The following is a 13,416-nucleotide window of genomic DNA, read 5'->3' on the forward strand; positions in this document are numbered from 1 at the left end:
CCGCGTCATCATGGTGCCTTCCTAGCAGCTTAAGCGTCGATCGCTCCAGGCAGCTTAAGCGTCGATCGCTCCAGACGTTAGGCCTGCCGCCAGCTTGAGCCGGTAAGATCAAGCGTCCGAACTGCATCGTCCGCAAAGCGAAAGTCCCATCCGAGCAATGACAGCCCAGCCAGCCATCAAGCAGACGGCCGAAGCCGACCGCCGCGACTTCTCCGACGTGCGCGACTGGGTGTTCGATCTCGACAACACGCTTTATCCGCGGCACACGAACCTCTTTGCGCAGATCGACGAGCGCATGACGTCCTTCGTCGCCAAGCTCCTGTCGCTACCGCCCGAAGAGGCACGGGTGCGGCAGAAGGATTTCTACCGCCGCTACGGCACGACGCTGCGCGGGCTGATGAGCGAGCATGAGGTCGATCCGGACGCCTTCCTGCAGTACGTCCACGACATCGACTACTCGCGCCTCTTGCCCGATCCGGAGCTCGGCGCGGAGATCAAGGCGCTCCCGGGGCGCAAGTTCATCTTCACCAATGGCGATCGCGGCCATGCGGAGCGGACGGCGCGAGCACTCGGTATCCTCGATCATTTCGAGGACATCTTCGACCTCGTTGCCGCCGACCTTTTGCCCAAGCCCGCTTCCGCGACTTACGACAAGTTCATGGGGCTGCACCGGGTCGATGCCGAACACGCGGTCATGTTCGAGGATCTCGCCCGCAATCTGGAAGTGCCGAAGCGCCTCGGCATGCGCACGGTTCTGATCGTGCCACGCAACTTCGAGACGACCTTCGGCGACGTCTGGGAGCACGAAGGGCGCGATGGCGAACACATCGATTATGTCACCGACGACCTGACCGCGTTCCTGCGCGCCATCCATTGAGATAACGCCGCGCCCGCCGCTGGGGCGGGCGCCGAAAAGCTCTCCGTTATCAATCGCCGAGAAGCGAACGCCCCGGATGGGCGAGCGAAGCCTTGCCGTCGGTGGCGGCATCGCTGAGCATGTCGGCCTCGGCCTTGCCGCGCCCGGTGCCCCCGCCGTTTTCGGCAAATACCGCGTCCATTTGCTCGTTGGCTTGGGTCGCCTCGCCGCGCAGCGCCGCCTCGCGATCGGCGCGGCTGCGGCCGTCCGAGTCGGAGCGATCATGCCGACCCTCCGTCTCGTCCTCATCGATATGCTCCGGCACATCGAGCGCCTGCTGGCGCCGCATCATCTGGGAATCGGTGTCCGACATCGTACTGCCTCCGCAGGACCACGCTGCCACCCGGCAGCCTTTGGAATCGAACGGGAGCCTTGCCGTCATGGTTCCTCACGGCAGCAGGCGTGGCTTGATTGACCCTCCGAACCCCTTCCAATAGGAACGGCAGGCCCTTTCAGTCGAGAACGAGATCTTGCCGATGACCGTGCCCGCGCAGACCCGAGCCGCCCTCGAATCCACCATCGAGAGCGCCTTCGAAGCGCGCGACACGGTTTCCGCCTCGACGAAGGGCGAGGTGCGCGACGCGGTCGATACGGCTCTGGAGCTTCTGGACAGCGGCGCGGCCCGCGTCGCCGAGCGCGGCGAGGATGGGACCTGGCACGTCAACCAGTGGCTGAAGAAGGCCGTGCTCCTGTCCTTCCGGCTGAGCGACATGGCGATCATCGAAGGCGGTGCCGGTGGTGCCCCCTGGTGGGACAAGGTGCCATCGAAGTTCGCCGGCTGGGACGCGGAGCGCTTCCGGACAAGCGGTATCCGTGCCGTGCCCGGATCGATCGTGCGGCGTTCGGCCTTCATCGACAAGGGCGTCATCCTGATGCCCTCCTTCGTCAATCTCGGCGCCTATGTCGGCGAGGGATCGATGGTGGACGGCTGGGCCACGGTCGGCTCCTGTGCGCAGATCGGCCGCCACGTTCACCTCTCCGGCGGCGTCGGAATCGGCGGCGTCCTGGAGCCGATGCAGGCCGGGCCGACGATCATCGAGGACAACTGCTTCATCGGCGCGCGCTCGGAGGTGGTCGAGGGCTGCATCGTGCGCGAAGGCTCGGTGCTCGGCATGGGCGTCTTCATCGGCCAGTCGACTAAGATCGTCGATCGCGCCACCGGTTCGATCACCTATGGCGAGGTACCGCCCTACTCCGTCGTCGTCGCCGGTACGCTGCCGGGCAAGCCGATGGGCAATGGCGAGCCGGGGCCGGGCCTCTACTGCGCTGTGATCGTCAAGCGGGTCGACGAGAAGACGCGGTCGAAGACTTCGATCAACGATCTCCTGCGCAGCTGAGCTGCGCTGTCTGGGGCGGGGCGCTGCGGGCGGCTGAAGGACGGCGGCTCGCGGAGCTGATGCTCTACGCCGCTTCGACGACGTTCATGACTGATGCAGCAACCGCCCGGGCGTGCCGCAGCGGCTGAGAGCCGCCCGAGACACGCATGCGACGGTGCGATGAGGCCGTGCGGCGTATGGCGCGCCGGCCGGAACCCGCGAAGATGTCGGGTGGTCGGCGCCCTCGAGCGCCTGGCCTGAACTCAATGTAATCTTGCGGCTGGGCGCTCGCTCAGCGGAAACCGATGCCGGACGAGCCGTCGATGGCAGCTGTCTCGGAAGCGGCCGGCGCGCTGGTGTCAAAACGTCCGGCGTCCAGCGACGAGGCGGCGGCGATTCGGCCGCCCTTGGCGGATGAGCCGGCACGGGCAAACAACGACGTGCGCGGCGCGAGAGTCGGCTTCGGTGCCTCGGCGGAGGCCACCGTCCTTGCCGCTTCGGCGGGCTGCGCCGCGGCCGCTTCGGTCTTGGTCGCGCCCTTGCCCCAGGATACGCCGGGGAGCACCGCGGCGGCGGCGATGGGCTGCAGAGCGGTGGACAGGGTCGGCTTCACCGCGCGAACCAGCTTGCCGGTCTCGGCAGCAGCCAGAACAACGCCTGCCTTCAGCGTCTTCGGCATACGGCTGCGCACCTCGGCCATGTGCGACTTCACCGACGAGCAGTAAGCCAGCGTTGCCCGGCTCATGCGCGTGGCACGGTGGCCGGCCTTGTAGCGCATCGAGGTGCCGCAGACGTCGTGGCCGCTCTTCTCCCACGCACCGGAGAGGTATTTCATGCCGTATTTGAGGTTGGTGGCAGGATCGAGCAGCGCCGAGGCCGGGCCGGAGAAGCCGAGGCCCCGGGCGGTCGAGGGCTTGATCTGCGAGAGACCGTAGACGCCGCTGCCCCGGGCATTCGGATTGTAGCGGCTTTCCGTATGCACAACGGCATAGGCGAGCTCGCTCGGGATGTTGTTCTCGGCCGCATAGCTCTCGATGAGGCGGTCGATGGTGGCGCTGCCGCTGATCGAACCGGTCGTGTCCGACACTGCGATCGCGACCGGAGCCTGGGGCAGCTCGGACGCGTCTGCGACGGCCGGCACATCCTTGGCTGCAAGCGCCACCGCCTGGCGGGCCGACTGGACGACGGACAGGCGACGCTGCGCGGCGCCGTCCTCACCCTGTAAAGCCGTGACGGCGGCGATCTGCGGTTTGGCCTGAGTTGCATCCGCAACCTGCACGGCGGCCGCAGTGTCCGCGGCCACATCAGCCTTTGCGGCAACGCGCGAGGTCTTGTCCGTGGCGATCGTGCCGGCTTTCGCGGTCTTCGCCGCATCCGCGGAAGCGAGCGCTACGCCGCTCTTGCTGTCCGGGGCATCCGCATCGGCCGTCTTGGCGACGGCGCTCCCAGCTGCGGCGGACGGCGCTGCCGATGCTACATCGGCCGTTGCAGGCGCTACGCTCGTCCGCTTGGCGAGCTGCGGGCCCTCGGAAACACAGGCCCCGAGCGTCAAAGTTCCTGCCAGCACAGCGGCTGACCCGATCAAGCGTTGGGCGTCGAAGCCGACCAGGGTCCAGCCGCGTACCGTCATGGTGATCCCCTCACCTGTTTCGCTCGTTAGGGTCTCCTTGGGAAAGAAGGCCGAAACGTGGCAGGATTGGATCGAGGCTTGCCGCATTCCCCAACGGAATCACCTCGGCAACGCCAGTGTGGCAGGCCTGCACGCTTTAAGCTATCTGCTCCGGCCATGCTGAACGATCCCGCCGCCGTCCTGTCCCGCCTCATCCGCTGCCCGTCCGTTACCCCTGCCGAAGGCGGTGCGCTGAGCGAGCTGGAGGCGATGCTGTCCTCCCTCGGCTTCGACTGCCATCGCCCGGTCTTCACCGAGGCCGGAACGCCGGATGTGGAAAACTTGGCTGCGCGGCTCGGCACAGACGGCCCTCATCTCGCCTTTGCCGGGCACACCGACGTCGTGCCCCCCGGAGACGAGGCAGGCTGGCGACACCCGCCCTTCGCGGCAGCGGTCGAGGACGGCGAGCTCTATGGGCGCGGCGCGGTCGACATGAAGGGCGGCATCGCCTGCTTCATCGCGGCTCTCGCCAGGCACGTCGGGCATCATGGTGTCCCGGCCGGTCAGGTTTCGCTGCTGATCACCGGCGACGAGGAAGGGCCGGCGGTCAATGGAACCGACAAGCTTCTCCAGTGGGCGGCGGAGCGCGGCGAGCGCTTCGATGCCTGCGTGGTCGGGGAGCCCACGAACCCGCAAGCTATGGGCGACATGATCAAGATCGGCCGGCGCGGCTCGATCTCGGGGCATATCACCGTGGAGGGCGTGCAGGGGCATGTCGCCTATCCGCATCTCGCCGACAATCCACTGCGCAGCTTGACGCAGATGCTGGACGCGCTGATGCGCGAACCGCTCGACGCCGGCAACGAGCGGTTCCAGGCCACCAACCTCGAAGTCACCGCGGTCGATACCGGCAACCCCTCGGTGAACGTCATTCCGGCGCGGGCCAGCGCCGCCTTCAACATTCGCTTCAACGACATCTGGACACCCGCCAGCCTTCAGGCCGAGATCCGGTCGAGGCTGGAAGCGGCCGCGGCGGCAACCGCGCTGCGGCAGGGCCGCGATGCGCCCGCGCGCTTCACGCTGGAATGGCGGGAGCGGCCGGCGGAGGTGTTCCTGACGCGCGACGATGCGCTGATCGAATCGCTCAGCGGCGCCGTGGAGGCCGTGACGGGACGACGGCCGGAGCTTTCCACCTCCGGCGGCACCTCCGATGCCCGCTTCATCAAAGATTATTGCCCGGTGGTGGAGTTCGGTCTCGTGGGCAAGACGATGCACATGACCAACGAGCGGGTGCCGCTTGCCGATCTCGAAACGCTGACGCGTATCTACGAGGTCTTCATCGACCGCTGGTTCGCCGCGCATGGATAGTGCCTTTCCGCGCCTGGACGAGGTGCTGCGCTATTTCTCGGCCAGCTGGCGGATGATGCTGGGCCATGCGGACGGGCTGCGCGGCCTCGACCTCACGGCCGACGGGTTCTGGACGTCCTTTTCGGCCCTGGTGGTGGCGCTGCCGCCGATCGCCCTCTCCTGGATCGCATCCGAGTCGCTGCAGCCTGCCGATGCCTCAAGGCTTGCCGGACCACTGACGGTCTATGCCGCCCATGCCGCCGCCGATCTGACCGCCTGGCTGCTGCCGGTGCTGATCCTGATGATGCTCGCGCGCCCGCTCGGCATGACGCGCACGATTGTGCCCATCGTGGTTGCGGGGAACTGGGGCAGTGCGCTCCTCAGCTGGGCAACCGCACCTTACTGGGTGCTGATGATGCTGTTCGGCGCCGGCGAGGGCATGCTGCTCCTCAGCAGCCTGATGACGCTGGCAATGGTGGTGCTGACGGCGCGGCTGCTCTTCGTCGCGACGGACAGGGACTACTCGGCGGCAATCGCCATCACCGCGCTGATGGTCGTCGCCTCGCTTCTCAGCTACGCCGCAGTTGGCGATGTCACCGGCATCGAGCTGATCTGACCATCACCGGGCAGGCTCAACCGCCGTTCGCCGGTATAGTCGACCCGCGTCAAATACAGCCCGTCCGGCGGCGCGACTGGGCCGCAGCGCTTGCGGTCGCGCGACTGGAGCGCCGCGACAAGATCGTCCTCGCTCCAGCGCGCCTCTCCGATCAGCTTCAGCGACCCTGCGAAGGAGCGGATCTGGTTGTGCAGGAAGGACTGCGCCGAGGCGTGGATATGCACCTCGTCGCCGGGACCGCGCACCACGTCCAGCCGCTCCAGCGTGCGGACCGGGCTCTTCGCCTGGCAGTGGGCGGAGCGGAAGGTGTTGAAATCATGCGTGCCGAGAAGGCGCTTCGCCGCCTTGTCCATCGCCTCGACGTCGAGCGGCTTCCACACCCACCAGACCTGGCCCGCCAGAAGCGCCGGTGGCGGACGACGGTTGAAGATGCGGTAGAGGTAGTGCCGCTTGCGCGCGGAGAAGCGGGCATCGAAGCTGTCCGGCACAGGCTCGGCGGAGAGGATCGAGACCGATTCCTCACGTAAGTGCGCATTCAGCGCGTCACGGACCGTGTCGCCGGTCCAGTCGCGGGACAGGTCGCAATGGGCCACCTGCCCGCTGGCATGGACGCCTGCGTCGGTGCGGCCGGCGCCGAACAGCGTCACCGCCTCGCCGGTAAAGGCCTGCAACGCGATCTCGATCGCCTCCTGAACAGAGAGGCCATTCGCCTGCCGCTGCCAGCCACAATAGGGCCGGCCGTCATATTCCACTGTGAGTTTGAAGCGCGGCATCTCAAGCAGCGCCCAGCCGCGTACCGGCGGCGATTAGCGTGCCGCGCAGAAGCTCTGCCGCAGCCAGAGGCCGCCCGCCTGCCCGCTGCAGTTCCAGGAGGCGCACCGCGCCCGAGCCGCAGGCCACCGTCAGCGCCGCATCGACGGCGGTGCCTGGCTCTCCCTCGATACTGATCGAGCCGGACGGATCTGCCCGCACGGCTTCGGCGCGCAGCAGCTTCACCCGTTCCGGCTTGCCGCCGAAGGGGATCGTCGTCCAGGCGCCAGGAAAGGGCGAGAAGGCGTTGATCCGTGACGCGACGGCCTCGGCCGCCTGCGTGAAGTCGATTTCAGCTTCGGCCTTGTCGATCTTCCTGGCATAGACCGGCTCACGCCCCGTGCGCGCAGCCAGGCTTGCCTGGTCCTCGAAGGCGAGCGTGCCCGCCTCAAGCTGCGCCAGTGCCCGTACCATCAAGGTCGCCGAGAGACGCGACAGGCGGTCGTGCAACTCGCCGGCCGTCTCGGTGCCGCCGATCAGGATCTCCTCGAAAAGCGCAACCGGACCGGTATCGAGCCCCTTCTCCATCCGCATCACCATCATCCCGGTGCTGCGGTCACCGGCCTCGATCGCCCGTTGGATGGGCGCCGCGCCGCGCCAGCGCGGCAGCAGTGAGGCATGGCCGTTAAGGCAGCCATGGCGCGGCACGTCGAGGATCGCCTGCGGCAGCAGCAGGCCGTAGGCAACGACGATGGCGACGTCCGGTTTCAGCGCCGCGAAGGCCTCGCGGTCTGCCGCGTCCTTGAAGTTCTCCGGTGTCACAACGGCAAGGCCCAGCCGCCGCGCTTCGGCTTCCACGGGCGAGGCCGTCAGTTCCAGGCCGCGGCGCCCGGCACGCCGGGCCGGCTGCGTGTAGACGGCAGCGATATCGTAGCCGGCTTCGGCGAGCGCCATCAGCGTCGGCACGGAAAAGGCCGGCGTGCCCATGAAGACGATGCGGAGCGGCATCGCTCCTCCTTCGGAAGTGGCCTGGAGGCGACAGCCCGCAGGTGTCAGCCTGTGGGGCGTCAGCCGATCTTGCGGGCGGCCTTGGTGAACTTCTTCACCACCATGTCGCGCTTCAGCTTCGAGATGTGGTCGATGAAGAGGACGCCGTTGAGGTGATCGATCTCGTGCTGCAGGCAGGTGGCCAGGATCCCGTCCGCCTGCTCCTCATGCATGGCCCCGTCGAGGCCGAGATAACGCACCGTCACGCCGGCCGGCCGCTCCACCTCCGCATAGTAGTCGGGGATCGAGAGGCAGCCTTCCTCATAGGTGTTGCGTTCGTCCGTCGCGGCGACGATCTCCGGATTGAGGAAGACGCGTGGCGCCTTCTCCTCGCCTTCCCGCGCAACGTCGATCACCAGCATGCGGAGCGGCTCGCCGACCTGGATCGCCGCAAGGCCGATGCCGGGCGCGTCATACATCGTCTCCAGCATGTCAGCGGAGAGCCGCCGCACCTGATCGTCAACCGTCTCCACCGGACGCGAGACCTCGCGGAGCAGTGGATCGGGGAGGATGATGAGCGGCTTGATCGTCATATTCGTCAACTAAGCGCTGGCCGAAGAACGGTCAATCGGAGGCGACACCGGACACGAGGCGGACATATCGATGTTCACCCTTTGATCTGGTGAAACCCCGCATCTTCCGCTACGCTGTGCGGATGGACCTGTCCGACCTCCCGACGATTCTCTCCCGTCCCGTTCTTTCCATGGCGGGTGTGCGGGTGAGCCTGGCCATGACGATCGCGGTTGGCCTCGCCATCCTCTTCGCCGCGTTGTGGCTGCGGACGCGAGCGGACGTGGCCGCATTGCTGCGTGAGGCCGATGTCCGGGCCGAGGACGGCGAGACGCGGCTCGACGCGGTGCTGCGTTCGCAAGCCGAGATCACCGGTCGGATGCAGAGCATGACCGAGATCCTCGGCACGCGGCAGGCCGAGCTCGCCCGCGCCGTCTCAGAGCGGCTGGACGGCATGAGCAGCCGCGTCGGCCAGAGCATCATCGAGACGACGCGGGACACCAAGGCGAGCCTCTCCGCCCTGTCGGAGCGTCTTGCCGTGATCGACCGGGCGCAGAACGAGATCAAGGGTCTGGCCGGCGAGGTGGTGCGGCTGCAGGACATCCTCGCCAACAAGCAGACCCGCGGCGCCTTCGGCGAAGGGCGGATGCAGGCGATCATCCAGGATGCGCTCCCGGCCGGAGCCTATTCCTTCCAGGCGACGCTCTCCAACGGCAAGCGGCCGGACTGTCTGGTGCTGATGCCGAACGGCGCGCCGGCACTCGCCATCGACGCGAAGTTCCCGCTGGAGGCTTGGACGGCCATCCATGCTGCCGAAAGCGAGGAGGCGCGCAGCTTTGCCGGCCAACGTCTGCGGCGCGACATGGACGTGCATGTGCGCGCCATCGCCGAGAAATACCTCGTGCCCGGCGAGACACAGGACACCGCCTTCCTGTTCGTGCCATCCGAGTCGATCTTCGCGGAGTTGCACGAGAGCTTTGACGATGTCGTGCAGAAGGCGCATCGGGCGCGGGTGGTGATCGTCTCGCCGTCACTGCTGATGTTGTCGATCCAGGTCGTCCAGGCGGTGCTGAAGGACGCCCGCATGCGAGCGGAAGCCGGCCGCATCCAGAAGGAGGTGCGGCTTCTCACCGAGGATCTTGCGCGGCTCGATGCACGCGTGGCGGCGCTGCGGACCCATTTCGCCCATACAGGACGCGACATCGACCAGATCCTGGTCTCGACCGAGAAGCTCCTGAAGCGGGGCGAGCGGATCGAAGCGGTGGATCTCGGCGACGATAGTGAAAGCCTCACAAAGCAGTTTGCTTCGTGACAGTTGCATTAATCAAGCATCGACGTGCAGTCGGGCCGGATGCCGCATTGGTGATGCATCGCCCTAACAAAAAGTAAAGGCGCGGTGGATCAAAAAACGATCCGTTGACGTTGCTTGCACGACACTTGACTGTGGAGAGTGGGATGCGTCGCGCAGTTCACGCCTTGGTGGCGAGCCTAGTTCTTTCGGCGGTTCCGGCAGCTTTTTCTGCTCCGGTTCAGGCCGCAAGCGCGCTGTCCGACGCCTATAACAGCCAGACCGATGCCGCCTTCCGGAAGGGCCTGCAGATGCGGCTCGCCTGGACGGGCGACTATGCCGGTGCGTTCGATGGCGACATCGGCGCCGGCAGCCTCCGGGCGATTCGCGACTTCCAGGCCCGCCATGGTCTCACTGCTGATGGCGTGATCAGCGAGCCGCTGCTGCGCCAGCTGGTCGAGGAAAGCGATCGCATCCAGTCGCAGCTCGGCCTCATGAACGTTGCCGACGCGACCACCGGTGTGACCCTGCCGCTGCCGCTCGCTCTGGTGCGCGATCTCGGCCGCACGAGTGTCGGCCGCGTCTGGCGTTCGGCCGACGAATCGATCGAGATCGAGACCGTCCGCCTCGCCGACGGCAACAAGACGCTGTCAGGCCTCTACGCAGCGCTGTCGACGGCGACGCCGGACCGCTCCGTCACGGCCGCGGAGTTCGGCGGATCGTGGTTTACGGTCGCCGGCGAGGAAAAGGGCCGCGCCTACTTCATCCGCTTCCAGGATCGCGGCGACGAGTTGCGCGGCTTCTCGGCCTCCTATGCCGCTGCGCAGGCCGAGCGGATGAAGCCTTATGTTGCGGTCGCTTCGAACCTCGTCGACCCGTTCGCCGGCGAGCCGGAGGATGCGCTGGTCGCCTCCAACCAGAATGGCCGCAGCCTGCGCGAGCTGATCAGCGCGGCCCGCCGCTCGCCGGAGGGCACCCGCTATGCGATGGCCTATTCCGATCCGGCCAACCCGCATCTCTTCGAGCTGCCGCAGGAGCCCGCGGCGCGCAGCCAGCCCTCGGACCACGATCGTCGCGCCGAGATCGGCAACGGTCCGTCCGATACGTCGGGCACCGGCTTCGTCGTGTCCCGTGACGGCTGGATCCTGACCAACGCGCATGTCGCCGGCGCCTGCAAAACGATCCTTGTCGGCGACCTCGGCGCCTCGGATCGCCGCATCATCGACAAGGCCAACGACCTGGCGCTGATCCATGTCGAGGCTAAGCTGGCCGAGCCGCTGCCGATCTCCGCGACCAAGCCGCGCCTCGGCGAGGACATCCTGGCGCTCGGCTTCCCGCTGCGCTCGATCCTGGCCGACAGCCTCAACGTCACCCGCGGCAACGTCTCGTCGCTGATGGGCCTGATGAACGACCCCAACTACCTGCAGATCTCGGCGCCGGTCCAGCCGGGCAACTCGGGTGGCCCGCTCATCGATCTCGCCGGCCGCGTCGTCGGCGTCGTGACCGCCAAGCTGAACGCCGTCGCGGTCGCCGACGTCACCGGCGACATCCCGCAGTCCATCAACTTCGCCATCCGCACGGATGCCGCGACGAAGTTCCTGACCGAGAACGGTATCGAGTTCGAGACCGCCGATGCAGGCGCTGCTCTGGAGAGCGTCCCAGACGCTACGGCCAAGGTGAAGGATGCTGTCCTGCCGGTGCTCTGCCTTGGCAACGAGTAAGCCGAAACGCAGGGACGGCCCTGCCGTCCGATGAACCCGTGGTCCGAACCTTTTGCCAGTTCGGCCGGCGGGAGACGCGTGTGAGTACCCGTTCCTCCGGTAAGTGATTCGTCGGTAGCGGGCGACTGGATCGGGGAAGTTCCGTTCGAGAACGGAACTTCCCCGCTGCCTCCCCAGGCAACTCCACCGCGTCACGCGCCACGCTCGGGGCGCGCTCTCCTGGCCGAGACCTAGAAGCTAGTCCGACAGCTGCCGCAGCGAATAGGACCCTTGCGCAACGGCGCGAGCCTTTCCGAAGGCATCCTCAACGAAGCGTTAAGAAGCCGTCTGCCGGAGACCGGCAGTCCGACTACGATAAGGCCGTTCGGTCATCGAAGTGCGCGCAGCAGCGACTTGGATGGCCAGCAGGTGACATCCAGGCCCTGCTTTTCCTCAGCGAGACCGATGGAGCGGCGGGTCTTGAAGCCCGGCAGCCCATCCGCGCCACCGACGTCGGAACCCATCGCCTCGAGCTTGCGCTGCAGGCGGGCGACATCGCCGCGCGTCAGGCCTTCCGTCTTCGTCCAGCGTCCGGCGAAACCCGTTCCACCGCTCATGCGATCGGCGAGATGGCCGATGAAAAGCGCATAGAGGTCGGAGTTGTTGTAGTCCTTCAGGACGTAGAAGTTCGGCGTCACCACGAAGGTCGGGCCGAGCCGGCCCTCCGGCAGCATGAGATGGCCCTTGGCCTTCAGCTCGGCTGCGGGAAACGCCTTGCCGGACACACGGCGCACACCCGTGTCGACGAAGGCACTGATCGGCTGCCCGCGATCTGGCCCTTCCAGCGCGCAGGAGACCGACTCCGGCAGGTTCGCCTCGAATCCCCAGTCCCGGCCCGGCGTCCAGCCGGCCTGTCGAAGATAGTTGGCGATCGACGCTAGCGTGTCGGGTACCGAACGCCAGATGTCCTTGCGGCCATCGCCGTCGAAATCGACCGCAAGCTTCAGGAACTTCGACGGCATGAACTGCGGCTGACCGAGCGCGCCGGCCCAGGAAGAGCGCATGTCGGAGACCCTCAGATGCCCGTCGGCGACGATCTCCAGCGCCGCCAGCAGCTCCTCGCGGAACATTGCCTTGCGGCGCGAGAGGTAGGCCTTGGTACCGAGCACCTCGAAGGCGTTGTTGGGGATCTTGGCGGCGCCGAAGCCGGATTCGCGGCCCCATATGGCGACGATGATCGGCGCCGGTACGCCATAGGCGGCCTCGATGCGCGACAGGACGCGCTTGTTCTCGGCGAGCAGCGTGCGTCCCTTGGCCGACAGGCGCTTCAGCTGCGCCTCGTCGAAATAGGCGGCCGGGCTCTTGAACTCGGCCTGGAAGTTGACCTCCTCCACCGTCTCCGGCTGGCCCGGCAGTTGCAGGTCCGGCAGCTTCAGATTGGGCGAGACGCCATCGAAGGCCGCATCGAAGATCGCGCGGGGCACGCCGCGCTTCCGGGCATCGGGCCAGATGTCAGCCTCGAGGAAGGCGCGGAAGCCTTTGCGGATCGCAGCATCGTCGGCAAAAGCCGGACGGCTCGCCAGCGGCAGCATCGCCAGCACCACAGCCATCGCGATCGTCGCGGCGCGAAGGATCATCCTCATCCCGTCTCCCTCTCCATGCGCGGCATGATCGATGCAGGCGATCGAGGCCAGCGTCAGAACGCCGTGCGCGAGCGCATCGCGGCAGACAATGTGCCCTCGTCGAGATAGTCGAGCTCGCCGCCGACCGGCACGCCATGGGCGAGCCGGGTGATCTTCAGGTCGAAGCCGGCGAGCTGGTCGATCAGGTAGTGCGCCGTGGTCTGCCCTTCGACCGTCGCGTTGACCGCGATGATCAGCTCCTTGACCCTACCTTCGGCGACACGATCCACCAGCCGGCCGATGGTGAGATCGTCAGGTCCGACACCCTCCAGCGGCGACAGGACGCCGCCAAGCACGTGGTAGGCGGCGTTCAGCGCCTTGGCGCGCTCCAGCGCCCAGAGATCGGCGACATCCTCGACCACCACGACCGTCGACTGGTCGCGCCCGGGGTCGCAGCAGATCGTGCAGGGGTCGCGCGTGTCGATGTTGCCGCAGGCCGAGCAGACGCGCACATGCGCCAGCGCCTCACCCATTGCGGTGGTGAGCGGCGCCAGCAGCTGCTCCCGCCGTTTGACGAGGTGCAGCGTCGCGCGCCGTGCCGAGCGGGGGCCGAGGCCGGGGAGCTTGGCAAGCAGCTGGATCAGCCGCTCGATCTCCGGCCCTGCAATCGATTTCGCCATCTAACGTCAGGAGCC

13 protein-coding genes are annotated in these 13,416 nt (G+C 67.0%); 6 read left to right on the plus strand and 7 right to left on the minus strand.

Annotated features, from left to right (window positions below; all coding sequences use genetic code 11):
- Window positions 1–157 precede the first annotated feature (157 nt).
- Window positions 158–877, plus strand: coding sequence for a pyrimidine 5'-nucleotidase (locus C0R46_RS17735; protein WP_102961006.1), 720 nt, complete (start codon window positions 158–160; stop codon window positions 875–877).
- Window positions 878–926: 49 nt separating this feature from the next.
- Here C0R46_RS17735 and C0R46_RS17740 read toward each other — a convergent pair whose 3' ends face one another.
- Window positions 927–1,229 carry a hypothetical protein gene (locus tag C0R46_RS17740; protein ID WP_102961007.1) on the minus strand — a complete coding sequence of 101 codons (303 nt, stop codon included), beginning with the start codon at window positions 1,227–1,229 and terminating at the stop codon, window positions 927–929.
- Window positions 1,230–1,392: 163 nt separating this feature from the next.
- On the opposite strand from C0R46_RS17740, the gene dapD reads away from it, so the two are divergent.
- Complete coding sequence (gene dapD, locus C0R46_RS17745) at window positions 1,393–2,253, plus strand: 2,3,4,5-tetrahydropyridine-2,6-dicarboxylate N-succinyltransferase (protein WP_102961008.1); 861 nt, start codon at window positions 1,393–1,395, stop codon at window positions 2,251–2,253.
- Between the two features lie 271 nt (window positions 2,254–2,524).
- Here the strand turns inward: dapD and C0R46_RS17750 are convergent, their stop codons facing one another.
- Window positions 2,525–3,862, minus strand: coding sequence for a lytic transglycosylase domain-containing protein (locus C0R46_RS17750; RefSeq protein WP_157944682.1), 1,338 nt, complete (start codon window positions 3,860–3,862; stop codon window positions 2,525–2,527).
- A gap of 156 nt (window positions 3,863–4,018) precedes the next feature.
- Here C0R46_RS17750 and dapE point away from each other — a divergent pair, with 156 nt between their 5' ends.
- A complete protein-coding gene (gene dapE, locus C0R46_RS17755) occupies window positions 4,019–5,209 on the plus strand; it encodes a succinyl-diaminopimelate desuccinylase (RefSeq protein ID WP_102961010.1) in 1,191 nt (396 codons plus the stop codon).
- Entirely contained in the window at window positions 5,202–5,804 is a 603-nt protein-coding gene (locus C0R46_RS17760) for a hypothetical protein (RefSeq protein ID WP_102961011.1), read from the plus strand. Before dapE ends, C0R46_RS17760 begins: the two co-directional genes overlap by 8 nt.
- Here the strand turns inward: C0R46_RS17760 and truA are convergent.
- From truA to def, 3 genes are read right to left on the minus strand one after another with little or no spacing between them, the layout of a single operon-like run.
- Window positions 5,762–6,577, minus strand: a complete 816-nt coding sequence (gene truA / locus C0R46_RS17765; RefSeq protein WP_102961012.1) for a tRNA pseudouridine(38-40) synthase TruA — start codon at window positions 6,575–6,577, stop codon at window positions 5,762–5,764. The two genes, C0R46_RS17760 and truA, sit on opposite strands and share 43 nt — an antisense overlap.
- A 1-nt stretch (window position 6,578) precedes the next feature.
- The gene (gene fmt / locus C0R46_RS17770; protein ID WP_102961013.1) at window positions 6,579–7,562 is read right to left on the minus strand and encodes a methionyl-tRNA formyltransferase; all 984 of its coding nucleotides are present in this window, start codon (window positions 7,560–7,562) and stop codon (window positions 6,579–6,581) included.
- A 59-nt stretch (window positions 7,563–7,621) separates the two neighbouring features.
- A complete protein-coding gene (def, locus tag C0R46_RS17775; RefSeq protein ID WP_102961014.1) occupies window positions 7,622–8,134 on the minus strand; it encodes a peptide deformylase in 513 nt (170 codons plus the stop codon).
- A 197-nt stretch (window positions 8,135–8,331) separates the two neighbouring features.
- On the opposite strand from def, the gene C0R46_RS17780 reads away from it, so the two are divergent.
- Window positions 8,332–9,423: a DNA recombination protein RmuC gene (locus tag C0R46_RS17780; RefSeq protein ID WP_245413658.1), complete on the plus strand. Its 1,092-nt coding sequence runs from the start codon at window positions 8,332–8,334 to the stop codon at window positions 9,421–9,423.
- Between the two features lie 143 nt (window positions 9,424–9,566).
- On the plus strand, window positions 9,567–11,120 hold the full coding sequence (locus tag C0R46_RS17785) for a serine protease (RefSeq protein WP_102961015.1): 1,554 nt from the start codon (window positions 9,567–9,569) through the stop codon (window positions 11,118–11,120).
- Between the two features lie 368 nt (window positions 11,121–11,488).
- Here C0R46_RS17785 and C0R46_RS17790 read toward each other — a convergent pair whose 3' ends face one another.
- Together C0R46_RS17790 and recR are read right to left on the minus strand one after the other, a co-directional pair.
- Window positions 11,489–12,742 (minus strand): lytic murein transglycosylase, encoded by a 1,254-nt coding sequence (locus tag C0R46_RS17790; protein WP_102961016.1) that lies wholly within the window; start codon window positions 12,740–12,742, stop codon window positions 11,489–11,491.
- A 53-nt stretch (window positions 12,743–12,795) separates the two neighbouring features.
- Entirely contained in the window at window positions 12,796–13,401 is a 606-nt protein-coding gene (gene recR / locus C0R46_RS17795) for a recombination mediator RecR (protein ID WP_102961017.1), read from the minus strand.
- Between the last annotated feature and the right edge of the window lie 15 nt (window positions 13,402–13,416).

This window comes from Mangrovicella endophytica (assembly GCF_002893625.1).
GTDB classification, from domain to species: Bacteria; Pseudomonadota; Alphaproteobacteria; order Rhizobiales; family Rhizobiaceae; genus Mangrovicella; species Mangrovicella endophytica.

Excerpts from the sequence above, each read along its gene's own strand:
- C0R46_RS17790 (WP_102961016.1), bottom strand. The coding sequence starts at position 12,742 with ATGAGGATGATCCTTCGCGCCGCGACGATCGCGATGGCTGTGGTGCTG.
- C0R46_RS17750 (WP_157944682.1), bottom strand. The coding sequence starts at position 3,862 with ATGACGGTACGCGGCTGGACCCTGGTCGGCTTCGACGCCCAACGCTTG.
- dapE (WP_102961010.1), top strand. The coding sequence starts at position 4,019 with ATGCTGAACGATCCCGCCGCCGTCCTGTCCCGCCTCATCCGCTGCCCG.
- recR (WP_102961017.1), bottom strand. The coding sequence starts at position 13,401 with ATGGCGAAATCGATTGCAGGGCCGGAGATCGAGCGGCTGATCCAGCTG.
- dapD (WP_102961008.1), top strand. The coding sequence starts at position 1,393 with ATGACCGTGCCCGCGCAGACCCGAGCCGCCCTCGAATCCACCATCGAG.
- truA (WP_102961012.1), bottom strand. The coding sequence starts at position 6,577 with ATGCCGCGCTTCAAACTCACAGTGGAATATGACGGCCGGCCCTATTGT.
- C0R46_RS17740 (WP_102961007.1), bottom strand. The coding sequence starts at position 1,229 with ATGTCGGACACCGATTCCCAGATGATGCGGCGCCAGCAGGCGCTCGAT.
- C0R46_RS17780 (WP_245413658.1), top strand. The coding sequence starts at position 8,332 with ATGACGATCGCGGTTGGCCTCGCCATCCTCTTCGCCGCGTTGTGGCTG.
- C0R46_RS17735 (WP_102961006.1), top strand. The coding sequence starts at position 158 with ATGACAGCCCAGCCAGCCATCAAGCAGACGGCCGAAGCCGACCGCCGC.
- C0R46_RS17760 (WP_102961011.1), top strand. The coding sequence starts at position 5,202 with ATGGATAGTGCCTTTCCGCGCCTGGACGAGGTGCTGCGCTATTTCTCG.
- def (WP_102961014.1), bottom strand. The coding sequence starts at position 8,134 with ATGACGATCAAGCCGCTCATCATCCTCCCCGATCCACTGCTCCGCGAG.
- fmt (WP_102961013.1), bottom strand. The coding sequence starts at position 7,562 with ATGCCGCTCCGCATCGTCTTCATGGGCACGCCGGCCTTTTCCGTGCCG.
- C0R46_RS17785 (WP_102961015.1), top strand. The coding sequence starts at position 9,567 with ATGCGTCGCGCAGTTCACGCCTTGGTGGCGAGCCTAGTTCTTTCGGCG.